Source organism: Paenibacillus paludis (assembly GCF_042610515.1).
Classification (GTDB): Bacteria; Bacillota; Bacilli; order Paenibacillales; family Paenibacillaceae; genus Paenibacillus_AQ.
This window is the reverse complement of the sequence record NZ_JBGJZP010000001.1, coordinates 49868-73726: the sequence shown is the minus strand read 5'-3', so window position 1 is coordinate 73726 and position 23859 is coordinate 49868. Positions and strand designations below refer to the sequence as shown.

The window sequence follows — 23859 nt, the reverse complement described above, 5'->3', positions numbered from 1 at the left end:
TAATTTTCAGCCTAATTTATGGATTGCAATTTTATAGGACAGTAACTCCCCGCCATCACAAAAGAACGATAAACCCAATGAGTCGGAGGAAGGATAAATCAGATCCGTCATCGCGAGGATTCCATCGTTGGCAAAGACTTCGACGGATGTCCGGTCCACTATAAGTTGGAATTTCACGCACTGCTGGCTGGACTGTAATTTTGCTTGATGTCTACCCGAAAAATCATCATGAAAATCAATATTTCCGGAACGGGTACGATCGATAAATAAGCTTTCATCTTTAACGGAGTAACCGACGACTGTTGCCTCCTGGTCCGAGGCTCTGATCTTGAAGCCTATAGAATCCACGGTCTCAGTCCATTTGAATTCGGCAACAAGCTCATAGGTTTCTAATTCCATACCTTCGCAAATTGAATCGAGCATAGCAGAGGAATTCCCTTCCGATTCAATCTGAGGCACTCGGATGGATTCCAATTCATTGACGGGATGCTGAATCAATGCAATGTCGCCGTTCCTCGTTTCCAAAGTCAGTACCCTTGGAAATGTCATGGCCCCCCTCCATCCTTCAGTTGGAGTTTCGCCTGCATATTTCCAATTGTTCATCCAGCCGATATAAATCCGGCGTCCATCTTTAGCAGAGACGTCAGACCAGCTCACGCCAGCGTAATTGTCCTTACCATAATCGATCCAACGAGTCATTTGAGAGGATTGATCCGGTATGAAAGCTAACCCGTCAAAGCGTCCGGTGAAATACTGGGTTCTAGACCCTTCCGGAATATGTGGCTCATTTCCAATACTCACGAACATGACCCATTTCAATGCCGTCTCCTCTCCGTCAACGGGTAATGCAAATAAATCCGGGCACTCCCAAACGCCGTCATGCGAACCCATCCCTTGCCCAAACTCGCTGCTGAAGCTCCATTCTTTCAGGTTCGGAGAACGGTATAAACAAACGGTTTGACCACTGGCAACAATCATCACCCACTGCTCAGTTTCTTTGTGCCAGAACACCTTAGGATCCCGGAAATCAGTATGCTTATCCGAAGTAAGGACGGGATTCCCTTCATACTTAATCCAAGTCCTTCCTTCATCGCTACTGAAGGCAATACTTTGTTTCTCTATTGAAATCCCTCCAGGTGAATGGGCGTGATGCGTGAAAATAGCGACAAGACCGGGTTCCCCGTCGAAAAAACCGGTTGAATCGTTCCAGTCCACCACTGCACTACCCGAAAAAATCATTCCCAGCCCGTCGGAAGCAAGTGCAATAGGGAGATGCTCCCAAGTGACCAGGTCTTTACTCACTGCATGTCCCCAGTGCATCGGCCCCCAGCTGGTTCCATGAGGGTGATGCTGATAGAAGAGGTGGTATTCCCCCTTAAAATAAACCAAGCCATTCGGATCGTTCATCCAATTCGCTGGTGGACTAAAATGGAACTTGGGTCTGTATTTCTCTGCTTGTATAACTTCAGATGACATCTCTTCTCTCCTCACATCTTAGTTTTATCTCTATAGTGTACTGGGTCTTATCGAAACAATGAGTTCTGTTTTTGACAGAACTCATTGTTGTTCAATATTCTCTTAATGTGTTACTTATCTAACGATTGCTGGATCTCTTTCGTGACTTGATCGCCGCCTTGAGATTTCCACTTGCTTACGAACTCATCAAATGCGCTGATTGGAGCTTGTCCTACGATAATTTTGGAAAAGGTTTCATACTCCAGCTTGCTTAGATTCGACCAGCGTTTTTCCATTGTTTTGGTTTGCTCATAGGTCAAGGTGTTCACGAACTGGAATTTACCTTCCACGTACGGCTTCAAGCCTACGCCAAATGCCCAAACCGTACCGAAATCGTCCGCTTTTGTTCCGGAGAAATCCCAGCCCGAGATGCTCATATTATCAAAAGGTTCCGTTTTGGAAGCGATGATCTTACTGAATGCATCATCTGTGTAAGCATCGAAGTCTTGGAAATACGTATGAATCTCATCCGCTGTCTTTTTGCCTTCGAGATAATTGGTTGTCTCTTTTAGGACCATGGCAGGACCATCAGCCATAGAGAAGGTTTGGTACATCGGGAATGAAGCATCTCCTAGTACCTTTTGCTCTGCCGGATCAACATGTTTGTAGAGACCATCTTTATAAATGTTAAGCATTTTGATGACGGCTTCAGGGTTTTTGTTATCCTTGCTGATGACCGTGAAGGTTCGGGCTGCGTTGCCTCCCTTCGCCAAGTAGATCCCATCAGTACCGGAAGCCAGTGAATAAGGCTGCCAGTTCGCGGTTTTGTCATTCTTCCAGCTGTTTCCAAGATCCCCGAACGGGAACCACCAAGGACCAAAGAACAACCCTGCCTTATTGTTCGACACCAATTCTTCCGTCTTCGAAGTGAGCATGCCTTGTGAAATCAACCCTGCCTTGTACATATCGGCTAATTTCTGCAGCGCTGTTTTAGTTTCAGGCACGATGGATCCATAGACGGCCTTACCTTCACTGTCTTTGACCCAGATGCCTGGGAAGGAATTGAACGCAGCGAAAATTTGATCAAAGTGATAAGCGAAGTTGGAATTCGTCATGTCTTGATATAATTTACCGTCAATCGAAGGTCCTGCAAGTCCAACCGAATCTGCCTTTCCGTTTCCGTCTGGATCTTGCTCAACGAATGCTTTTGCAACGGCTTCCAGCTCTTGCAAATTCGTAGGCGCTTTCAATTTCAATTTATCCAACCAGTCTTGGCGAACCCACATCACGGACAGGAAATCCGGCATTGGATTCGAGGAAGGAATGGCATACATTTTACCATCTTCTTTTACTAAGCTGTCAAAGAGTTCTTGGTTAGACTTGTACACTTCTTTTGTTTTCGTGCTCGCATATTTTTCCCAGACTTCGGAAATGTCCATTGCCAAGCCTGCTTTAACAATCGCTTTGTATTCTGTATAAGTCAGTTCAGTCAAGTAATCCGGAATTTCTCCGGTAGCGATCCCAAGATCAACCTTTTGGTGATAATCCGTGCCTGAATTGGATGCGGTAAAAGCATTTTTAATTTCAATGTTGAATTTTGTCTTCAGCATTCTTGTATACGCATTGTCATCTACGTCTTGGCCATCAGGGTACTTCTGGTTCGGATCGAGCGGGACTCCTCTTGTAAGCGTGGTTAACTGAGGTTGTTTTCCAAGCGGATCTGCCGGTACTTCTGCAGCGCTATTGTTGGAAGCAGGATTAGAACTGTTTTCCGAAGAAGACTTGCCATTGTCAGCATTTCCAGTACACGCCGTGAGTGACCCCATGAGTAGCAAAGCGAACGACAAAGTTGCAGCATAAACCTTTTTGTTTTTCATCTGCATATAACTCCCCTTTTGTTTTTTATGTTCAAGGATTCCTCCTCGGACAACATCCTTAGACTACAAGTTAACCTTTTACGGAACCAAGCGTGATGCCTTTCACGAAATATCTCTGCAAGAACGGGTAGATAATCAGTACCGGAATCATCGCTACGAAAATTTTGGCGGCATTCAACGAGTCGTTATTCAATTTGGACAAACGATTCATTTGCTCAAGAGACATGGAAGCCATTTGCTGCAGATTTGTGGAAACTACGAGTTGCTGGATATAGGTTTGTAACGGATAACTTTCCTCCCGGGTGGAGAGAACCATGCCTTGGAAGAAGTCATTCCAGTATCCCACTATGGTAAACAAAACAACGGTAGCCAGTACGGGTTTTAAGAGAGGTAATAATATGCTGAACAGGTATCTCCAAGGACCAGACCCGTCTATCTTGGCTGCTTCTTCCAGCTCCTCCGGCAAATTCTTAACGAAGTTCATAATCAGGATCAAGTTGAATATCGGGACTCCCCCACATAACACTAATCCCCAGATGTTATCGATCAGATTATATGTTTTCAGAGTAATGAACCAAGGAATCAACCCACCGTTAAAGAGCATGCAGAATACGAATAGCCACATTAGAAGATTGCGTCCCGGAAAAAGCTTGCCCGACTTTGATAAAGGATAGGCAGCAAGTACTAATGCCAGCATCGTGAAAGCGGAGCCCAAAATAACGCGTTCGAACGATACAAATATCGCTCTAAAAAACTTAGCTTCGGACAGAATCACTTGAAATGAATACAAGTTGAATCCGATAGGATAAAAAAACACATTGCCTGCCTGGACCGCCGCCTTGTCACTCAGAGCGATCATTAAGCAATACCATATGGGAACCAGGCAAAGCAGTGTCATTAACAAAAGGAATACTAGATTGAAAATGTCGAACGCCCTCGACCCCAGTGATCTGTTCTCTACCAACTTTCTCCCTCCTAAATTAGAATATCCGATACCCTAAAAGCTTCTTGGCTAACAAGTAACCGTTAACAATAAGAATAAAGCTGACGACCGATTTCAATAATCCGACTGCTGTACCCAAGCTGAAGTCCAAATCTTGTAAACCGGCGCGATATACATAAGTGTCGATAATGTCACCCGTACTGTACACTAGCGGATTATATAAGTTAAACACTTGATCGAAACCAGCATCAAGAACGCTGCCGAGTGACAAAATGGCTAATAGAACGACAGTTGTGCGGATTCCCGGCAAAGTAATATGCCATAATTTTCTCCAGCGGCTTGCCCCATCAATACCTGCAGCTTCATAGAGAGTACCGTCAATGCCCGCTAAGGCAGCCAAATAAATGATGGAGTTGTAGCCGAAGTTTTTCCACACATCCGAACCAATAATAAATCCTCTGAACAAACCAGCCTGTTGGAAAAATTGAACCGGTTCAAACCCGAACATTTCCAATACCCGGTTGAACGGGCCGTTGAAGCCAAAGATTTGAATCATAATCCCTGACAAAATAACCCATGATAAGAAGTGCGGCAAGTAGACGCTTGTTTGAACGAATTTAACCATGTATTTTTGGCGAAGTTCATTAAGCATAAGAGCGAAAATGAGAGGAATGAGCAAATTCCCTGAAATTTTCCCCAGTGCTATGATAAGCGTATTGATTAAGGCCTGACGCACATCGTCTAACTCAAGCATGTACCGAAAATTCTCTAATCCAACAAATTCTGAATGAAGAAAGCCGGCACCCGGATTATAATCCTGGAAAGCCATTACAACACCGAACATAGGAACGATTTGAAACATGATCAACCAAACCAAAGCCGGAATGAGCATGAACCAATAATGCTTAATCTCTGAATTTTTCTTTAGCCTTAATGGCATATTTTTCAGTTTAGACCCCACCACTAAGTTTCCTCCTTTATGCATATTTAACATATAAAGCACTTACAATTATTGTTGCATTCGCCATAAGAACAAAGTTCTATAGCGAATGTTGTAACCTTAAGTGGTCCCGCCTTGTCTGAATGTTACCGGTAGGCGGTAGAGATCTTTATGAAGCTCCACGCCCTCTACTTTTTGGATTAGTAGACGTACTGCCGTCCGGGCCATTTCTTCAACAGGTTGTACAATGGTGGATAAGAAAGGATGAAACAAATCATCTTTCTGAATTCCGTCATAACCTACTACCTTCACGTCTTCCGGAACCTGGATTCCGTGTTCTCGTGCCCGCTTAATATATCGAGCTGCCAGCATGTCACCATTCACAAACACCCCGTCAACTTCTTTATACTGTGCAGCCGTTAAGATCTGATCAAGATGGGGGTTCAATAAATCCTCGTCGAGATCAGGAATTTCATAATCGGCTTGGGGCAGTCCCAACTCCTTGGCAGCATCCATAAAACCGACTTTTCTCAAATCCACTTCGCCCCGGATCGACGTCGCGATATAACCTAGGTAGGCCGGATGCCGTACCCCTGCCTTGTGCAACTCTTGTAACGCGATACGTCCGCCGTTATAGTTATCCGAGGTGACACAGGAAATCTCATCTTTGAAATGGCGGTCTATTGAAACCAGCGGGATGTCTTTCACAACACTATGTTCGATATCGTTGTAAGTAATAGCTATGATCCCTGCGACCTTATTCTGGTTCAGGATATCAAAATAATATAGTTCTTTTTCGGGCTTGCCTTTGCTGTTGCACAGAATCAATTTGTAGTCATGACGATCCAATTCATCTTCAATATAGTAGGCAAGCTCGGAAAAGAAGGGATGCCTTATTGTAGGAAGCAAAAGTGCAATCATCATAGACTTCTGCATCTTAAAATTTCTTGCCACCTCATTCGGTACATAATTTATTTCTTTGATCGCAGCTAGTACCTTCTCGCGAGTCTCCTGTTTTACTGAAGGGTGGTTGTTAATGACTCTGGAAACGGTCCCAACTGCAACGCCGGCAATATCAGCAACCTCCTTAATACTAGCCATGTTGCACCTGCCTTTCTATTTGGAAACGTTTCATTTATTAAATGAAACGTTTCATTCACTTGTTGGATTTATTCTATCACCATTTTGGAAACGTTTCAATAGGGTATTTTATTTTTTTATATGCACCAAATATCTGCTCATTTGCCCAGGAAGTTTTATCGGGATTACCCAGGTTAGCTCATGGGCAAATTAAAAAGCTTCCCGTCTTGCGGCGGGAAGCTTTACTTAAGACCGTTATTATTTTGTGATCTCGGTTTGCATCTACGCTAAATGTCCGTTCCCCCTACTTGTCTCAGCTTGCTTGCTCCATGAACTCCCTGAAGTCTTCAACGATTTCTTTGGATTTGGTGTGGTGTAAATAATGATCTGCATCAAGTTTTATGACTTTTCCACGTACAGAGTCTTTGGCCTGCGCTTCATGCAGTGGTATCCAACCTTCAACAGATTTATTATCCGCTTGGATAAACAATAGAACAGGAAGATTTTTTGGGAACTTCAACTGTTGAGCCGCTTTAAAATTAGAAGAAATATTCTTCATTTCATTTAAAGTAGTGTCATTATTATTATTTTTATTTGCAATCATTTTCGATTGCTCTACGGTGTGAGCATCAAATGCTAACGAAGCATAGGGGTCCTCCCCTACTTTTTTGATCAATCTTAAGAGACCTGATTTATTTAGGAATTTGAACGTTTTTAATGGGAATCCATCATTCATTCCGCCTTGGGTTGGCACACTGCTGTCGATTCCGATAAATGCATTTACTTCGTTTGGATATTTGTTAACATAATTCAATCCGTAGATACCTGCAATGGAATGGCCCATTAGCGTGAAGCGGTCAATATTGAGCTGCTGCAAAGCTTCATGGACTTCAGTTACCATATTGTCTGCGGTCCGCTCCTTATCGGTTTCATCACTTAATCCATAGCCGAACGGCTCAACCACGACAACTTTGTAGAACGGAGATAGTTCATCTACCAGCATCTTAAAATCAAGTGCTGGAGATGCTGTTCCAAAACCTGGCAGGAGCACGACTGTTTCTTCGCCTTCCCCTTGGATCAGCACATTCATATGTTTTCCGTCTACAGATACTAACTGGCCATAGGGTTCTATTTTACCCTGCTCCACCTTGTTGCAAACCAGATTAACAATAAAAACAATGGCTAGAAAAAGTACCATTAATCCTGCTAAAGCTCCTATAGATTTAAGGATTATGCGAAGTGGTTTGCGCATCCTTTTTTTTATACCCTCTTCTTGTCGTTTCATACTCATCTTCTCCTGTCCTTATCTGTGTATTGGACTGCCTTAAGCGGGCCGTTATTGCAAAGTTTACATGACAAATATGTACTCCTTGTAACGGTAATATGAACGGAGTATGAACAAACAAAATAAATGCAATTGGAGCTCTGGATTTAAATGCTCGATAACGGTGCTATATTGCGTCGTTCCCGGCTTTACCGGCACATAAAGGCTCCAATACCTGCTGATTTTATCATCCTTTTCATAAATACGGAATCCCCTTCACTTTGAACTCCTCCGCGGGAGCCGGTTTGGTGTCCGTTCGTTTGATGCCGTAATGATCGTATACCTTTAGCCCGTTTTTCCATAGCCACTCACGTTCTCTCTAACTTCCTGCTTGAGCACCTGTCCTGAGTAGGACAAATGCATGTTGGCCTTCGCAAAATGCCTTGAAAATGTAAAGAGTAATACCCGTTTTCATTAATAAATAGAGTTAATGTATTCTTATAACACTGAAAGGAATCTTTCACACATGACAAGAGAAGTGAAACGGGAATTAAATGAGGGTCCTAGAATTCGAAGAGAACAAGAATTGGTATCAAAAATGATTCATATCTATTGCAGGAAAAAACATCATCAAACAGCCTTCTGCGAGGAATGTCAGGAGTTAAATGTATATGCGAGGAACAGACTATCGCTCTGTCGATTCGGTGAGGAGAAAACAGCTTGCGCAAAGTGCCCAATCCACTGTTACAAACAGGATTACCGTCAAAAAATTAAGGATGTAATGCGTTACTCAGGTCCATGGATGCTGCTGTACCACCCCATTGAGTCCATTAGGCATATTCCAATCCCAGGCAAAGGAAGAAAATAGCCCAGTCTGGAACTATGTATTCTGGCAAATGTTCCAGATCAGCGGGCGGTCCGAATAGGCTGCCGAAGGGAATCGGCAACCTACCGCCTTGTGCTAGATTACGACGTAGTATGTTCCGCATCATACTCGCTGGAAAGCTCTTTCAGCGACTTGATTTTACCATGGGGGTGCTGGTCCTGCTTTCGGGATTTCCACCCAGCTTCTTTTCTTTGCTTCTGCTGGCTCATCTCGGGTAGCCTCCTCTGGAAATGCATCATGTATACTACAGTAATAGGATGCTGTATATTGCGTTTATTCATACGTGTTAGTTTGCTTTCATGTTTGATACTCTTGTTAATCCTGATTCAAAAACGTCCGGGTCCGCTCCAGCTGCGGGCTGCCAAAGATCTGCTCCGGTGTTCCCGATTCGGCAATTTCCCCGTTATCCATGAAGAATACACGGTCCGCCACATCGCGGGCAAAGTTCATCTCATGCGTGACGATAATCATCGTCATGTTCTCGTCCGCAAGCTGGCGGATGACACGCAGCACCTCGCCGGTCAGCTCGGGATCAAGTGCCGAAGTCGGCTCGTCAAACAATAGGATGTCCGGGTTCAGCATCAGCGCTCTGGCGATAGCTACCCGCTGCTTCTGTCCACCTGACAGCATGGAAGGGTACACCTCCGCTTTATCGGCAAGGCCTACTTTGGAGAGTAATTCCTTACTTTTGGCGGCAATATCCTGAGTGCCCTCCCGCTTCAGCGTTCGTGGAGCAAGCTCCAGATTCCCCCGTACGCTAAGGTGAGGGAACAGATTAAAGTGCTGAAACACCATGCCCATGGTCGCGGTAATCTCCCTAATATCTGCATTGCTGGCGTATTTGCCGTTCTCTACCAACGGTTTGCCATGGATAAGGATACTTCCGCCGGTAACCTCCTCCAGATGAACAAGACTGCGGAGCATCGTACTTTTTCCGGAACCGGAAGGACCGATCACTGCCACGACTTCTCCCGGTTTCACATCAAAGGTAATCTTCTTCAGCACATCGAGACTGCCAAAAGATTTCTGCAATTGCTTAACTTCAATCATACTACTCATAATTGGACAGCCCTTCTACTCAAATTTGAAACGTTTCTCAAGTGCCTTGAAGAACAGCGTTAGTATTAATGTCATCAGCAAATAAATAACGCCGGCAACTACAAATGGGGTCACCGTAAAATCGCGGTTCACCGCCGTCTTTGCGTAATTCAGCAGCTCTGGTACAGCTACAGCATAGAGCAACGCAGTATCCTTGACCAGAGTAATGGACTCATTGGCTACCGCTGGTAATGCAACCCGGAACATCTGGGCAAGAATTACCTTGCGCAGGGTCTGCCATTTGCTGAGCCCGAGAACCTTAGCCGCCTCATGTTGTCCTTTATCAATCGAGAGCATCCCGCCACGGAAGATCTCGGCAAAATAAGCACCATAATTAAGGATAAAGCCAAGACTGGCCGCAACGAAGCGGTCCATGACCAGATATTCCCCAATGACCGGAATCTGCGGCAAGCCGAAGCAGAAGAATAGCAGCTGCAGCAGTAGCGGAGTTCCGCGCATGACGTAAATATAAGTGTGCGCAAGCCAAGCTAGCGGTTTAATTGAGCTCTTGGCCATCAGTGTGACCAGCATCCCTAGCGGAATGGACAGCACGATGACAATCAGAAACAGCAAGGCGGTCGTCCGCGCACCTTCAAGCATCGGCCCGGCAATTTTTATAATGTAATCTATATTCATATCTTCAACCGACTCCTAAAGGAAACAATCTAGTTCAGTACTTTGTTCTCGCCAAACCACTTCGTTGAAATTTCGGCAGCCGTTCCATCACTGCTTAGTTCATCCAGAGCCTTTTGCAGCTCAGTAAGCAGTGCTTCATTGCCTTTCTTAATCCCGATACCGTATTGCTCCGGAGCCAGTGATTCATCCAGAAGCTTGTAAGTACCAGTCTCCTTAGACATGTAATATCTTGCCACCACTTCGTCAATAACCACTCCATCCAGGCGTTTCGACTTCAGGTCCGTCAGGGCAAGCACATTGTCCGGAAATTCGGATACCTTGTCAATCTCTGCTTTGATTGGACTGGCATTCAAGGCATCGGCAGCCGACGAAAGACTCTGCAGTCCGACTTCTTTTCCGGCCAGATCATTCAGCTTCGACAGCGCCGAATCCGCCAGCACGACTACAACCTGGCTGTTCTCCAGATAAGGCTTGGTAAACAACACCTTCTCTTTACGCTCGTCTGTTATGGTGTACCCGTTCCATATCATATCAATGCGTCCGCTGTTCAGCTCCGATTCCTTGGCCGACCAGTCAATTGGCTGGAAGGTGATCTCTTTGCCCATTTTCCCGGCTGCTGCTTTCGCATAGTCAATATCAAAACCGACAATTTCATTGTTGTCATCTCTGAAGCCCATCGGAGCAAACTTATCATCTATACCGATCACCAGTTTGCCGTCATCACCTTTTGAACCGGAGCAGCCTGCGATCACTGCAATTGCCATAGCTACGAATAAAATTAATAATCCTTTTCTCTTCATCTCTCTAATCCCCCTAGTAAATGACACACTGTATGCTACGCTTTAGCTCATTAACACGTTATCAGTTTATCATGATAACATATCATCTGAGCGGCGTCGATAGAGAAGAGAAACACTTCTGTGTCAAACAAGTGAAACGGAAACCGTCCTCAAAAGGACGGTTTCCGTTTCAGCGAGAAATAGAAGGATGATTTATACCCTGAAGCATATAAATTTTTATATTTTAAAAAAAGCCATCGCCTGTTTTTTCAGGTCAATGGCTTAAAATAGTTTAAAACGACTTCACGGAATTCCAGAGCAGCCGGCGAAATGTAGCGGCTTTTGTGCCACAATAATGCGATCTCACGCGCCAAGTCATGATTTTCCACTTGGAGATAGTGAATCTGTTCCCTAGAATTCCTTGCCGTGCTAGGTATAAAAGCGATGCCGATTTCTGCCTCCACAAGGGCACTTAGCCTTGCTGGTTCATCCCCCTCGTACACATATCTAGGTTCAAAGCCAACAGATTTGCATACATTGTCCACTAAATCGCGGGTACCATAACCTCTCTTTACACCAATAAACTCTTCATCCCTCAATTCTGTCAAGGAAATACTGCTTCGGCCTGCCAGCCGATGCCCTTTGGGAACCGCTACAAGAATGGGGTCAATGAAGACTATTTGGCATTCAATATCCTCCTCCTCTATGGCAGGTGAGGACAAGCAGAAATCGACTTCTCCGCTGTGAAGAAGCTTAACCATTTCATGCGTGGTCAGCATTTGCACATGAAATTGGACATTAGGCCGCTTTTTTCGAAACTCCCGAAGGATATTTGGTAACGTGCTCGCGGCAGTCACCGCAAGTTCAAGTGTGCCTTGTTCCGGGGAGGATAAATCACGCAGCTCCTGCTTTCCCTGTTCCAGTTCAAACAAAGCCCTTTCTGCCCTGCGGAGGAATTGGCTTCCGAACTCATTCAAGCGTAGCTTCCTTCCTATCCGGTCGAATAGCGGGACTCCCAGATCTTCTTCCAGACGTTGAATTGTTTTGCTTAGTGAGGATTGGGTAACGTGCAGAGTACGTGCTGCTTCGGTCACATGCTCCAGCCGGGCTACTACGAGAAAATACTGCAGTTGAAGAAGTTCCATTTCATACCCCTCTCATTCCTTCTAGTCTATGAAATCATAACATAAAAGGCGTTGGAATAAATAATAAATCTCAAGTACGATAATATCAATACACTTGGGGAGGACCAAAAATGAATGCTCGCAGCAGGTGGCTGATGATCTCCGTGGGTCTGGGGATCCTATTGAACCCATTAAATTCTTCGATGATTTCCGTGGCTATAGCAAGGCTGCAAAAGGTGTATCAGCTTGATTTTACAGAGGTATCCTGGATCATTTTCTCATTCTATATTGCGAGTGCTATCGCTCAACCTGTCATGGGGAAGGCCAGTGATCTATTCGGGCGCAGAAGGATCTTTCTAACCGGTCTTGTTGTAGCCTTCGTTGCATCATTATTAGCTCCGCTATCCCCCACCTTTGGGTGGCTCATTGTGTTCCGCATTGTGCAATCCATCGGAACAAGCATGATGGTGGCAGTTGGAATGGCCATTGTGCGAATTCATATTACGGAGAAACAGGCGGCTGCGCTGTCCATGATGTCCATTTTCCTATCCGGTGCGGCAGCTATCGGCCCCTTTATAGGCGGAGTTTTGATTCAATGGTGGGATTGGTCTGCGATTTTTCTCGTTAATATTCCGTTCGTGGTTACGAGCTTTGTGTTAGCTTGGAGGATGATTCCTAAGGACGAACCGCCAACATCCGTTTCATCCCAGATGTCGTTCCGTAAATGGTGTGCTTTGATTGATGCGACAGGGATTCTGCTCTTTATCGTGGGTCTGGTCGCCTTGCTGGTGGGATTACTGTCAGCAAAATCATCTGGCTATGTCTCGTTGGGTCCTGTCATTATCGGACTGATTGGCCTTTTTGCACTGGGGGCTTTCGTACGCCATGAGTTAAAAGCGGCATCACCCTTTATTCCTTTGCGCACATTCGCCAAATATCCTGAGATGACTTGGGTTAATATCGAATTCATGCTCGTTAACGTACTTTATTACTCACTCTTTTTCGGGCTTCCGTCCTACTTGCAAATGGTACGTCATGTCAGCGAATCCCATACAGGGATTCTGATGTTAAGCTTAGGCTTATGCTCGCTCATTGTTTCTCCACTAGCCGGACGATGGATAGATAAATCAGGACCAGGGCCCGCATTGCTGACATCCGGAATACTAATGACACTAGGATCGGTATGGATGGTGACCATGAGTCCAACTTCACCGGTTATCAGTGTATGTGTGTCGTTGGCTGCATTCGGTGTTGGGAACGGGTTAAACAATGTCGGTATGCAAGTGGCTCTGTTCAAAAGCTCGCCAAAAGAAATGATCGGTGTAGCATCCGGCGTATTTATGACATCAAGATATCTGGGAACCATTCTCTCTTCCTTATTGCTGGGCATCATAATGGGAGGTAAGTTCAGCGCTGGGGGATTTCGACTGCTTGGTTTGATCCTCTCGGTCATTGCATTGTCTTTGGTATGCATGAGTTGGCGGCACAGGAACTCACGACAACTGGAAGAGTCTTAGGTGATGCTCTAAACAAAGAAACTCTACAACCACATGGGTTGTAGAGTTCTTTTGTTCATTCTGCAATGAATGGTTATTGAATTAGAATTTAAGGATTCCCGAGGTATGCAGCAACACCAGGAATACCAGAATAGGCGCAATATACCGGAGCATGAATAACCAGATGCGGAACCAGCGCGCCTGTAGTCCAGCCGCTTCTGCTGCCCCCTTCCAGAAATAACCGGCAAAAATGGTGATCAGCAGACCGCCAAGCGGCAGCATAATGTTGGAGGTAATGAAATCCATCCAGTCGAACAGGGCTTTGCCGCCAAACGTAAGTTCAGGGAACATTCCCAGCGACATTGCTGAAGGAATACCGAGCAGAAAACAGACCAGAGACAATACCCAAACCGAACGTTGACGGCTCCAGTTCCAGCGTTCCATCGCGAAGGATACAGGCACTTCAAGCAGGGATACAGCTGAGGTCAAGGCGGCAATCGCCAGCAGGATGAAGAACAGACCGCCGAAGAACGAACCTAACGGCATAGCCGAGAAAGCCGCCGGCAGAGCGATGAATATCAGCGAAGGTCCTTGGTCAGGCGCAATGCCAAACGAGAACGTAGTCGGGAAAATAATCAATCCGGCGATAAACGCATAGATCAAATCTCCGGCTCCTATCGCAAGTGTAGCGGTGCCAAGCGACTGATTTTTATCCACATATGAACCGTAAGTCAAAAGAATCCCCATTCCGAGTGATAACGAGAAGAAGGCATGTCCCAAGGCGACCAGTGCGGATTCTGCCGTCAGTACCGAGAAGTCCGGTTTGAGGAAGAAGGAAACCCCTTTATCTGCACCCGGCAAGGTTAGCGCACGAATCATCAATACAATAAGGAGTACAACCAGGCCGGGAATCAATACTTTATTAAATTTCTCAATCCCGCCCGATACCCCCAGGATAACTACTCCCGCAGTAATCAGGATGGCTACACCCTGCCAGACAATCGGCAAGGACCCTGAGATAAATGAACCAAATTCACCTGCATAATCAGTCGTGCTGAACAGTTGTCCATTGAAGGCAATCATTGCATAGTGCAGCGTCCAACCTGCAACAATAATATAAAAGGAGAGGATTAGAAAAGGCGCAATCACTTGCAGTATTCCAGCTGCCTTCCAGCCTTTTCCGCCTCCGGCACGGATGAACGACGTCGCCGCGCTTCCGCGGCCACTGCGTCCGATGGCGAGTTCGGCCAATAGCACAGGCAAGCCGATCAGCACCAGACAGACGATGAAGAGCAGGAAGAAAGCCGCTCCGCCATTTTCTCCTGTAATATAAGGAAATTTCCACATATTTCCTAGACCCACCGAGCTGCCGATGGCCGCGAAAATAAAGCCGCTGGAGGAGAAACGTTCCTTTTTCTCCGAGAGCAGGCTCTTTTCACCTTTATACTGATTCATTTCATAACGCCCCATTTTCTTTTTTTTAGAACTCATTATAGCTTAAGTACCCATCGGAGTCATATGGTAATTTCTAATTTCTCAACTATTCATTCAAGTTAAAAGAGTTGCATTTATCATTTACAATGTTCTCTCTTTCAATTAGAATGATTTACATTGTGTTAATATTTACTTAGTGTAAACCATTCGCGGGAGGGCTTTGATATGAGCAGCTTACCTAAGTCTGCCAGATTTCCACTTTTCATTCTAATGCTGAATCTGTTTATCGCTTTATTGGGACAAGGTATGGTCATCCCCATTCTTCCTGAATACTTAAAACAATTTAATGCCTCAGGGGCTGCAGCCGGGTATCTTATTGCTGCTTTTGGAGCCGCACAGTTTATTTTTTCACCTATAGGCGGGCAGCTTTCGGATCGGTGGGGCCGAAAATCAATGATCATATCCGGTCTGTTTTTAACGGTCATTGCGGATCTGCTGTTTGCTGTATCTGCGACATTGCCGCTTCTGTATATTGCCCGATTTATCGGGGGAATAGGTATTGGATTAATGGTTCCTTCCAATATGGCCTATGTCGCTGATATTACCACACAGGAAACCCGCGCTAAAGGAATGGGATTATTGGGGGCTTCCATGAATTTGGGTATGGTACTTGGTCCAGGGTTAGGGGGGATTATCGCTGAATTCGGCATACGTGTCCCCTATTTTTTTGCGGGTGGGCTTGGACTTGCAGCGACGCTGCTTAGTATCTTTATGCCAGAGACACTTCCCAAGGAAAGACGGAAATCCGTTAGTAAACGGGTACGCCGGGAGCCCCTTCGCAACCTGATCCTAAATTCATTCCGGACTTCGTATTTCCGCTATCTCCTACTCATTCTGATCATGACATTTGGTTTGATGAATTATGAAACGGTGTATGCCTTATTTGTGGAACAAAAGTACGGTTTTGATGCCGCTAAAATCTCAATTATAATTACGGTAGGTGCAGTTATAGGCATCATTGTGCAGATCTGGCTGCTTGATTATCTCATTAAGCGGCTAGGCGAGATGAAACTTATACGTCTATCTTTGGTGATCACGGCAATAAGTTTGCTCTTAATGATCATCAAGTTTAATTTAGGTTATCTGATCGTAGTATCTGCCCTGTTTTTTGCCTTTAATGCATTCTTAAGACCAACGGTAAGTACGCTGATTGCCAACTCAGCTGGTGATCGGCAAGGATATGCTGCCGGATTGAATACAACGTATACCAGCATAGGAAATATACTTGGGCCGATTTTAGCAGGTCAGTTGTTTGACAAACACATGAATATACCCTATATTTTTGGTGCACTTATCCTTACATCTGCTCTTTTCTTAACCTTGCGAAAGCCAAAAAATGATAAAGAACGGATCGCTGCCTATGACTGAGAACTGGCATCAGAATTTGAGAAACAAAAACCGGGAAGAACTAATTGCTGCGGCTAAGGAACTTTTTATGAAGCAAAGCTTTCTCAAAGTTAATATTAAAGATGTATGCCTCGTGGCCGGTGTAAGCCGGGTTACATTCTATAAGCATTTTCAATCCATGGACGAACTGATCTTTGAGGTCCAGATGGAAATTCTCCAGAGTATGACCCAATTTGTTGGAAGAGCAGCTTCACCCGAAATGAATGGTAAGCAGATGCTTACTTCGATGCTGGAGGCTTGGATTGATTATGCTTCGCAACATCCAGAGTACATCAAGTTTATTCTTCTCTTCGACCTGCATTATGAAGCCTACGACTCAAGTGATGAACTCAAAGAGCAGTACAATAATTTTGTGAACCGGGAAAAAGAACGCCATTTCCTACTGGATGCTCTGGACATTGGATTTAAAGATGGATCGTTAAAGTCAGATACCGAGCCCTTGAAAACCGCTCATTTTATCTTCATGTCTATGATGGGTTTACTTCAGAAAATGAGCTTGGTTCCCAAGGGCGGTTGGAACAGCGAACTTCAGGATAAACAAATGGCTAAGCGGTTTGTTGGAATGTTGGTTCAGCATTTAAGTGGAATATAACAAATCCCCCTGCCTTTAGGCAGGGGGATTTGTCCATAAACCTGTTTCTATATCATAGAGATGAATCGAACCGGTAGGTCCAGAACTGTTCTGTGCCGAACCGGTCGCGGATTTCTTCATCACTCAGCTCCCGGTTGCCGACGAGTTCCGCCGCTTGGAATTGCGAACGGTGCGCTGTAATCGAAGCCATTTTCTTAACAAGGAATGCTGTTACGTCTACGGTCACATCTGCTTTCCCGATTACCATCTCGTGATTGCTGGCGAAGGCGCTGCAGTACACAAGCGGCCGTTCTGCCGCGGGGAGCCGGCTGATGGTTCGGATGACGGCGGCCCCGGTGGCATCATGATCGGGATGCACACTGTACCCTGGATAGAAGGTGATGACCAGCGACGGGGTCAATTCCTGGAGCAGTGACAGGATGCGGGAGTCCAGCAGCTGCTGGTCTTCGAACTCAATCATTTTATCATGGAAGCCGAGCATCCTTAAGTCTTGAATGCCAATCGCATGGCAAGACGCTGTCAGTTCCTCCTTGCGGATTGCTGGCAAGCTGACACGGCTCGCGAACGGCGGAATGCCCATATTGCGGCCCATCTCCCCTAGTGTCAGACAAGCATAGGTGACTTGAGCGCCGCCTTCTATGTACATAGCCAATGTCCCTGATGCAACGAATGCTTCGTCATCGGGATGGGGAAATACCACTAAGATGCACTCATGTTTGGCTTGTTTAGTATTCATGGCTGCTTGATCCTCCGCTTTCATTAGAACTTTTCCCGGCTTAATTGCAATGACACAATTAGCTTTCCTTGACTGTCGTGCCCAGCCATGATAAGGCGTTCATGCTCATTCTCATCAACATGCGTAAGGCCCTCTGCATAGATCCAGCCGTTTGCTGTCTTTAATCCGACCCGGTAAGGACCTGTTCCGGAGATGGAGCCGTGCGTATAAGAGACGGCCGCGTTGGTGATGAACGCCGAAGCCGTTGGCCGGCTGCTGTCCAAATGACTGGCATAGGCGCCTGTCGTGAGTTCAAGGTGCAGGTAAAGTTCCTGACCGGTGAGGCGGTCGATCACAGTTTGGATGTCTTGAGGATGTATCGGCAGCATAATGGCCTCCTTGATTGGTGTTTTACCCTTCAACTATATCAGCTTGCAATTCCGTTGCAATTTCAATCATTTTGGGAACTACAGCTTCGTTGGAAATAGCTACATACAAATCACCCATGTAAAGCCGGAAAGGAATTTCCACATCTCCCTGCTTCCACATAAAAAAGTCTCCATCAATGGACATGTTGCTTTCCGGGCCTTTTACGGTAAAAACCTGTGAGTATGCAAAGTCGGGCTTAGCTGCAAAGTAATCTTTGCATTCATCCAAAGAGATGGATGGCTCCGCATTGTTTTCCTGCATTGATCTTGTGATACGAAAACGCTGATTCATTAATATGCCTCCATAATTTTTTTGAAATCTGTAGCTTCTACAAAACAATATTCTCTCATTCTCGGAGTCTACTGTCAAAACTATAGTGTACATAAAATGAACGATGGCTAGCCTCTATCTGTCTTATTGATGAGAACAACAAAAAAGGGGGTGCAGCAGAATGACTGACCGGGAAATTTTCGAGCTGTATAAAGAAGATGTTTATTATTTTTGCTACTATTTGATGAAAAACCAGGCTGATGCTGAGGATATTAGCCAAGAGGTATTTGTCAAAGTGATTTTGGCAGATAGATCAAAGGTAAGAAACCTGAAATCGTGGATTTTGCGAATTGCTTCGAATGAGTGTAACAGCCTGATCAGAAGGCGTAAAACAGGAGTGATGAAAGAATTACGTAATTATTTACTATCCAGGTCTCAGGATTCCAACCCTGTCGAAGAGCATTTAAATCGCCGGGAAACAAAAAAAGAAATTCAAGGCTTATATAGTAAGCTTCCCGACAAAATCAGAATGGTAGTAGTCCTTCGTTTTATTAACGAATTAACTGTACCCGAGATCTCTAAAGTGATGGACATACCCGAAGGAACTGCAAAATCCAGACTAAATAAGGGGCTCAAGCTGTTAAAGGGCAAAATGGTTGGAACTCAACTAAAGGAGATGAGCAGCAATGAATCAGTATATTAAAAAGGATAAGAACATTCCTCTGCCGGATTATGATTTAATGTGGACAGCCATAGAAAAAGAAGCATATCAACGCCAAATAAATCTGCAGCCTTCGCAGAATATTCCTAGACATCGTGCGAAGGTTGTTCCCATCAGTATCGTTTTCTCATGTATCTTGCTTGTCGCCATTCCTGTATACGCTAGTGTGACGATCAATTGGGATAAAATTGGCGGCCGTAGTGTGACCAATGCATTAAAAAACGGTATCGGCCAGCAGTATGATCTCCAAGCTTCCAGTTCTGGAGTTACAATGAACTTGAACGGTGTGGTGACGGATGGAGAAAAAATGAAAATGCTCATATCTTTGGATACTAAAACAGACCTAAGCCAATATATTGGAATTGCTACAGAGAAAAATACCATGACAAGTGAATCCGGTAGCGAGGCAAAAGTATACGGCAATTTAGAATACGACCCGGAAAGCAAGAAACTCCTTGGTGTATACGAAACCCCTGATACATTAAAGGATGATAAAAAAGACTACAAATTTGAAGCGCAAAATCTTATTTTTCTCCGTAATAGGGATATTCCCTTAGAATCTAACCCTCAAGCCGGAGATACGATTGTTACCGGATCTACACAGTATCCAACCCTCCATATTGAATCCGTTCGACAAGCTTCAAATCAAACCATTATCCGCTATAGAGTCGCTGCTTCACCATCTGACTTGGGACGCGGCACCCCGCAACTGGTAATTAATGCTGGTGGTCAAGTGAAAGAAGCAGTTCCTACCATCATGCCTAGCGAAGGTTCGGATTTGTTTATTGAACAGGTATTCGATATGACTGAACCCGATTGGAAGGATGCCAGTCTTCATTTTAGTTACATTGAAGAAGCAAAACGGATTTCGGGCAGTTGGAAGTTTGATTTTAAAGCAGATGGAAAAAAGGCAAGTGAAGCTATGTACACTAAGAAATTGTACACCAGTCCTGAAGTCCAAAAAAAGACAGGCATAACGTTTGATCAGCTGGTGATTACCCCTTTAGTTATCCAGATCCTAATCAATGAAGAAGAATCGCTTAAAAAAGGAATTGTCCACTACAAAACTGCTCAGCTGGTTATAGGGGATAAAACAATCGCCGGGGATCGGGTTTTAAAAGGAGATGATCCCGAAAGCTATCAGCATTTATTTGAATTTGAATCTTCGGAGTGGTATAAGGACTGGTCTGATGTTCCAATGAAACTTAAATTAAAAGATGCTGTCATTGAAAAACGGGATACCTCTAAGAATTGGATCACGCTAAATAAACCTAAGAAAGAAAAGCAGTTCGCCAAACTTAATGTGGATGGATTTGATATTCAATTCACGTATTATATTGAGGGCGGAAATTTGATGGTCGAGTCCCATTCCGAATCCCCTGGCTTCAAGGGTGTTAACCAAACTACGGTACGGATTAATGGCAAAGAAATAGTACCTGAAATTACACCTAAGGGTATGGTATCTACAGGGGTTAATATCGATAGCTACAAAGGTATTCCCTTTGATGAAAAGATTGAACTGAACCCTGGTATCTATAAATACAGCGATCCAAGCCGGAACGAAGAAGTTAAACTCTAACTGAATTCAATAATAAACCAGCGGCAGTCTTGGATTGGAAAATAAAATCCTAGACTGCCGCTTCTGATATCAGTACTCCCTTTTATTCCCCTTCTTTACGAATTCCCACTCGACCTCAACATTTTTTCTGACTCTTAGTAGAAGACGAAACAATGTTTCTTGTTCTTTTTCAGAAAATCCTGCTAACGCAACCGAATCGGTATGATCCCCTTCTCTCTTCAGAAAAGAGTACGCTTGCTTACCTTTTTCAGTTGTAAATAGCCTTTTAATTTTTCTGTTCGTTTCATCGTCTTTCTTTTCAATAAAGCCTTGGATTTCAAGCTTTTGAATCGCACGTGCTGCTGTTGTTCGGTCCACCTTTATCATTTCCGACAGCTTTTCTTGAATAATTCCCGGATTCTCATATATTCGAACCAGATATAAATACTGCCCTTTTGTAAGATCTAATTCCTTGAACTCTATATTACTTATAGAATCTAATGCCCTCGCAATCATTCCAACTTCACGAAGTATCTCCTTCATTCAATCACCTGCCAGTCCAATATTGTTGTATTTACAACAATATCAATTTTATACATACTTATAATTGTCGTTAGTTCATTATGACGTTCTTTATATAAAAAATAAACACAGAATGAAGCGGGCAAGAATGAATCTCAAAAGAACAGAAAGCTATGGACCGGTTGCTACACCGTACATCAGCCAACTCTGCTAACTGAGTACAAGAGCTGAATACTATAGTCCGTTTACGGATTACATTGAAGACCCCCATAGTGTTTTTATGACGAAAGAATAGAAGCCTGCAAATTAAACAGCACTTCTCCCATTAGGAATGGAGACGTGCTGTTTGCAATTCTCAGTATGGTTAGATTAGAAATGTATCCTAGATAAGCTGAAATCCCCTGCTCACTCGTTCCGCTGATTTTCCAAAACGGCTGCACCTTCAAGCAGCATCAATCCACTCAGCTGCACGCTGAGCTGAACCGGCAGTAAAGGCTTATGCTCCCAAGAAGGGCCGCAGAGTCCCAGCTCGTGGTCCAGTCCTTTCGTCCATAAAGCATGGGCATTCGCCAGAATAACTTTACGGATAGACAGTGTTCCAGGAAACTGCTTCTCCAGCTGAACCCAGTAGCGGATCAGAATTCCTTTGAACAATCCGGTGTCGTCAACGCCTTCATCAGGCAGCATGAATGTAACCGGGTGGCACAATCGGCGTATGCTTGTGTCGGCTGTCCGCAGAGCATCGTCTGCATATTGCTGCTCTCCTATAACACGGTACAGTTCAAGCGCCGCTCCAAGAAACACTCCCTGGCAGTAAGTGAATTCCCAGTCATAATCAATCTGGCCGTCTCCCAGCCTGTTGATTCCGTCCCATACAAAGCCTGAGCCGGGATCCACCAGATGGGCTTTGTTCCATTCGTAAATACGGACCGCCCATTCCAGATCCTCCGGATCCCGGAATAATCCGTACAAACGGGCAGCCAGAATGGCGGCGGGCGCATTAGCCGGGGTGTTCTTATAATCCAGCTGATCCTTCTTCCAGGCCATTCCTCCCCCGAAATGGCTGTTCCACGCGGTTTGAATATCAGACCACAGCTCCAGCACAGCATTCTTGTATTCTTCTTCCCCGGTAGCCTGGTACGCCCGCAGCAGCGCAAGTGCCGTCCACTCCATATCATCATAATAATTATGGGAAAAGGTACCGCCATTATAAGCACGCAGACAACGGCTGAATTCGCGGATACGCAGGGGAGCTGCGGGATCTCCCGTACGTTCATAAGCATCGACAAGCACATCCATCACATGGGCCTGCCACCAATAATAGAAGTTGTCGTCCGGACGGATATGCGCTTTGGGAAACCACTGATTCATAATACCGGTCTCTTCATTGTAATAATGCTGCTGAAGGCAGCGCTGGAACCAGTCCGCACGTGCCTTCCAATCAGCCTGTGCTGAAGCTTCAGTAAAAATGTCCATAGGATCATCCCCATCTGGCGTTAATTATTCACCGATAATAGTGCCAAGCTCAGCCATCCGCTCCAGCAGCTTTATGCCGCTGAGCTGGGAGCTTAGCTGTACAATGCCGCCGGGCGGGTGGCACCAGTCCGTTCCAAACAACGCACTTTCCGCCGCCTTCCCTCTCTCCCAAAGCAGTTCCGCATTTCTTTGAAGAAAGGATGCAGCTTCTCTGGCCTCAGGATCGGACTTTACAAGTTCGGCTGTATAGCGGATCAGTATGCCCTTGAACAGACCGCCATCTCCGCCTCCTTCATCCGGCAACACCCTGAGCTGCGGACCGGTTAGATCTTCAACGGCTGCGGTGAAGGTCTGCCGGGCATCTTCAAGGTAGCCGGCTTGATCCGTAATCCGGTACAGTTCAATTGCGGCGCCTATATACACTCCTTGATTGTAGGTGTATTTCCAGTCTTTATCGATTGTGCCATCCCTCTCACGGTTCAGCCCATCCCAGACAAAACCGGTCTCCGGGTCGACGAGATGTTTCTTTTGCCAGCTTAGAATCCGTTCTGCCCATTCTAAATCCTGCGGATCACCGAAGGCCTGATACAGCCGGGCAGCCAGGATGGCGGCAGGCGCGTTGGCCGGGGTGTTTTTATAATCAAGCTGCGATTTCTGCCAGGCGATGCCGCCGCCCATATGATCGTTCCAGCCCGTCTTGATGTCCTGCCACAGAATTAATGAGGTCTGCTTGTAGCTCTCCTTCCCCGTTGCCTGATACGCACGTAGCCATGATAGTGCCATCCATTCCATATCATCATAGAGCTCATTTGGCCAACTTCCGCCATTGCGGCGGAGAAGACCTTCATGCAGCGAGGCGAGACGTTCTTCGTACCGTCTGTCTCTTGTCCGCAGCAGACCGTCCACCAGCGTATCCACGGCATGAGCCATCCACCAATAGTGAAATATAGTGTTGCATTCTCCATTCGGGCAAGGCGTCTCAATGTTGTACATGCCCATGTCTTCGTTCCAGAAATAATGATCCAGCACTTCCTGCGCCTTGTCCGCCCGTTCCTCCCACAGTCGTGGCTCAATTTTCAATTGCTTCATAAGGCTCT

Annotated in this window: 24 protein-coding genes; 6 read left to right on the top strand and 18 right to left on the bottom strand. The window is 45.3% G+C overall.

Going from position 1 to position 23859, the window contains the following annotated elements:
* Nucleotides 1–6: 6 nt before the first annotated feature.
* The 6 genes from ACAN56_RS00310 to ACAN56_RS00285 all read right to left on the bottom strand — a co-directional run bounded on the left by ACAN56_RS00310 (nucleotide 7) and on the right by ACAN56_RS00285 (nucleotide 7580).
* On the bottom strand, nucleotides 7–1476 hold the full coding sequence (locus tag ACAN56_RS00310; RefSeq protein ID WP_379139630.1) for a glycoside hydrolase family 32 protein: 1470 nt from the start codon (nucleotides 1474–1476) through the stop codon (nucleotides 7–9).
* 110 nt (nucleotides 1477–1586) lie between these two features.
* Nucleotides 1587–3332, bottom strand: a complete 1746-nt coding sequence (locus ACAN56_RS00305; RefSeq protein WP_379139628.1) for a type 2 periplasmic-binding domain-containing protein — start codon at nucleotides 3330–3332, stop codon at nucleotides 1587–1589.
* Between the two features lie 70 nt (nucleotides 3333–3402).
* Entirely contained in the window at nucleotides 3403–4296 is an 894-nt protein-coding gene (locus tag ACAN56_RS00300) for a carbohydrate ABC transporter permease (protein WP_038592069.1), read from the bottom strand.
* 16 nt (nucleotides 4297–4312) lie between these two features.
* Nucleotides 4313–5215: an ABC transporter permease gene (locus tag ACAN56_RS00295; RefSeq protein WP_340899813.1), complete on the bottom strand. Its 903-nt coding sequence runs from the start codon at nucleotides 5213–5215 to the stop codon at nucleotides 4313–4315.
* Between the two features lie 120 nt (nucleotides 5216–5335).
* Nucleotides 5336–6316, bottom strand: coding sequence for a LacI family DNA-binding transcriptional regulator (locus ACAN56_RS00290; RefSeq protein ID WP_038592066.1), 981 nt, complete (start codon nucleotides 6314–6316; stop codon nucleotides 5336–5338).
* A 292-nt stretch (nucleotides 6317–6608) separates the two neighbouring features.
* Nucleotides 6609–7580, bottom strand: a complete 972-nt coding sequence (locus ACAN56_RS00285) for an alpha/beta hydrolase (protein ID WP_379139625.1) — start codon at nucleotides 7578–7580, stop codon at nucleotides 6609–6611.
* A gap of 469 nt (nucleotides 7581–8049) precedes the next feature.
* Between ACAN56_RS00285 and ACAN56_RS00280 the strand changes: the two genes are divergently transcribed.
* On the top strand, nucleotides 8050–8427 hold the full coding sequence (locus ACAN56_RS00280) for a nitrous oxide-stimulated promoter family protein (RefSeq protein ID WP_379139623.1): 378 nt from the start codon (nucleotides 8050–8052) through the stop codon (nucleotides 8425–8427).
* 98 nt (nucleotides 8428–8525) lie between these two features.
* On the opposite strand, the gene ACAN56_RS00275 is transcribed toward ACAN56_RS00280, so the two are convergent.
* The 5 genes from ACAN56_RS00275 to ACAN56_RS00255 form a co-directional block, all read right to left on the bottom strand.
* Nucleotides 8526–8654 carry a DUF6254 family protein gene (locus tag ACAN56_RS00275; protein WP_231578275.1) on the bottom strand — a complete coding sequence of 43 codons (129 nt, stop codon included), beginning with the start codon at nucleotides 8652–8654 and terminating at the stop codon, nucleotides 8526–8528.
* 106 nt (nucleotides 8655–8760) lie between these two features.
* Nucleotides 8761–9504, bottom strand: a complete 744-nt coding sequence (locus tag ACAN56_RS00270; protein ID WP_038592061.1) for an amino acid ABC transporter ATP-binding protein — start codon at nucleotides 9502–9504, stop codon at nucleotides 8761–8763.
* A 15-nt stretch (nucleotides 9505–9519) separates the two neighbouring features.
* Nucleotides 9520–10179 (bottom strand): amino acid ABC transporter permease, encoded by a 660-nt coding sequence (locus ACAN56_RS00265; protein WP_038592058.1) that lies wholly within the window; start codon nucleotides 10177–10179, stop codon nucleotides 9520–9522.
* 29 nt (nucleotides 10180–10208) lie between these two features.
* A complete protein-coding gene (locus ACAN56_RS00260) occupies nucleotides 10209–10979 on the bottom strand; it encodes an amino acid ABC transporter substrate-binding protein (RefSeq protein ID WP_379139620.1) in 771 nt (256 codons plus the stop codon).
* Nucleotides 10980–11227: 248 nt separating this feature from the next.
* A complete protein-coding gene (locus tag ACAN56_RS00255) occupies nucleotides 11228–12103 on the bottom strand; it encodes a LysR family transcriptional regulator (RefSeq protein ID WP_379139618.1) in 876 nt (291 codons plus the stop codon).
* Between the two features lie 110 nt (nucleotides 12104–12213).
* Between ACAN56_RS00255 and ACAN56_RS00250 the strand changes: the two genes are divergently transcribed.
* The gene (locus ACAN56_RS00250) at nucleotides 12214–13599 is read left to right on the top strand and encodes an MFS transporter (protein WP_379139616.1); all 1386 of its coding nucleotides are present in this window, start codon (nucleotides 12214–12216) and stop codon (nucleotides 13597–13599) included.
* Between the two features lie 81 nt (nucleotides 13600–13680).
* Here ACAN56_RS00250 and ACAN56_RS00245 read toward each other — a convergent pair whose 3' ends face one another.
* Entirely contained in the window at nucleotides 13681–15033 is a 1353-nt protein-coding gene (locus tag ACAN56_RS00245) for a sodium-dependent transporter (protein ID WP_379139613.1), read from the bottom strand.
* A 204-nt stretch (nucleotides 15034–15237) separates the two neighbouring features.
* Here ACAN56_RS00245 and ACAN56_RS00240 point away from each other — a divergent pair, with 204 nt between their 5' ends.
* Nucleotides 15238–16440 carry an MFS transporter gene (locus tag ACAN56_RS00240; protein WP_379139611.1) on the top strand — a complete coding sequence of 401 codons (1203 nt, stop codon included), beginning with the start codon at nucleotides 15238–15240 and terminating at the stop codon, nucleotides 16438–16440.
* Complete coding sequence (locus ACAN56_RS00235; RefSeq protein ID WP_379139609.1) at nucleotides 16433–17071, top strand: TetR/AcrR family transcriptional regulator; 639 nt, start codon at nucleotides 16433–16435, stop codon at nucleotides 17069–17071. The genes ACAN56_RS00240 and ACAN56_RS00235 overlap by 8 nt, the downstream gene beginning before the upstream one ends.
* A gap of 52 nt (nucleotides 17072–17123) precedes the next feature.
* Here the strand turns inward: ACAN56_RS00235 and bshB2 are convergent, their stop codons facing one another.
* From bshB2 to ACAN56_RS00220, 3 genes are read right to left on the bottom strand one after another with little or no spacing between them, the layout of a single operon-like run.
* Entirely contained in the window at nucleotides 17124–17807 is a 684-nt protein-coding gene (bshB2, locus tag ACAN56_RS00230) for a bacillithiol biosynthesis deacetylase BshB2 (protein ID WP_379139607.1), read from the bottom strand.
* Between the two features lie 23 nt (nucleotides 17808–17830).
* Complete coding sequence (locus ACAN56_RS00225) at nucleotides 17831–18175, bottom strand: YojF family protein (protein WP_038592037.1); 345 nt, start codon at nucleotides 18173–18175, stop codon at nucleotides 17831–17833.
* A gap of 22 nt (nucleotides 18176–18197) precedes the next feature.
* Nucleotides 18198–18506, bottom strand: a complete 309-nt coding sequence (locus tag ACAN56_RS00220; RefSeq protein ID WP_038592034.1) for a hypothetical protein — start codon at nucleotides 18504–18506, stop codon at nucleotides 18198–18200.
* A 160-nt stretch (nucleotides 18507–18666) separates the two neighbouring features.
* Between ACAN56_RS00220 and ACAN56_RS00215 the strand changes: the two genes are divergently transcribed.
* Both ACAN56_RS00215 and ACAN56_RS00210 read left to right on the top strand, forming a co-directional pair.
* The gene (locus ACAN56_RS00215) at nucleotides 18667–19188 is read left to right on the top strand and encodes an RNA polymerase sigma factor (RefSeq protein WP_038592031.1); all 522 of its coding nucleotides are present in this window, start codon (nucleotides 18667–18669) and stop codon (nucleotides 19186–19188) included.
* Nucleotides 19172–20785 carry a DUF4179 domain-containing protein gene (locus ACAN56_RS00210; protein WP_379139603.1) on the top strand — a complete coding sequence of 538 codons (1614 nt, stop codon included), beginning with the start codon at nucleotides 19172–19174 and terminating at the stop codon, nucleotides 20783–20785. Before ACAN56_RS00215 ends, ACAN56_RS00210 begins: the two co-directional genes overlap by 17 nt.
* A 69-nt stretch (nucleotides 20786–20854) precedes the next feature.
* Here the strand turns inward: ACAN56_RS00210 and ACAN56_RS00205 are convergent, their stop codons facing one another.
* The 3 genes from ACAN56_RS00205 to ACAN56_RS00195 all read right to left on the bottom strand — a co-directional run bounded on the left by ACAN56_RS00205 (nucleotide 20855) and on the right by ACAN56_RS00195 (nucleotide 23851).
* On the bottom strand, nucleotides 20855–21307 hold the full coding sequence (locus tag ACAN56_RS00205; protein ID WP_038592026.1) for a MarR family winged helix-turn-helix transcriptional regulator: 453 nt from the start codon (nucleotides 21305–21307) through the stop codon (nucleotides 20855–20857).
* A gap of 384 nt (nucleotides 21308–21691) precedes the next feature.
* Nucleotides 21692–22762, bottom strand: coding sequence for a glycoside hydrolase family 76 protein (locus ACAN56_RS00200; protein WP_379139601.1), 1071 nt, complete (start codon nucleotides 22760–22762; stop codon nucleotides 21692–21694).
* 24 nt (nucleotides 22763–22786) lie between these two features.
* A complete protein-coding gene (locus ACAN56_RS00195) occupies nucleotides 22787–23851 on the bottom strand; it encodes a glycoside hydrolase family 76 protein (RefSeq protein ID WP_379139599.1) in 1065 nt (354 codons plus the stop codon).
* Between the last annotated feature and the right edge of the window lie 8 nt (nucleotides 23852–23859).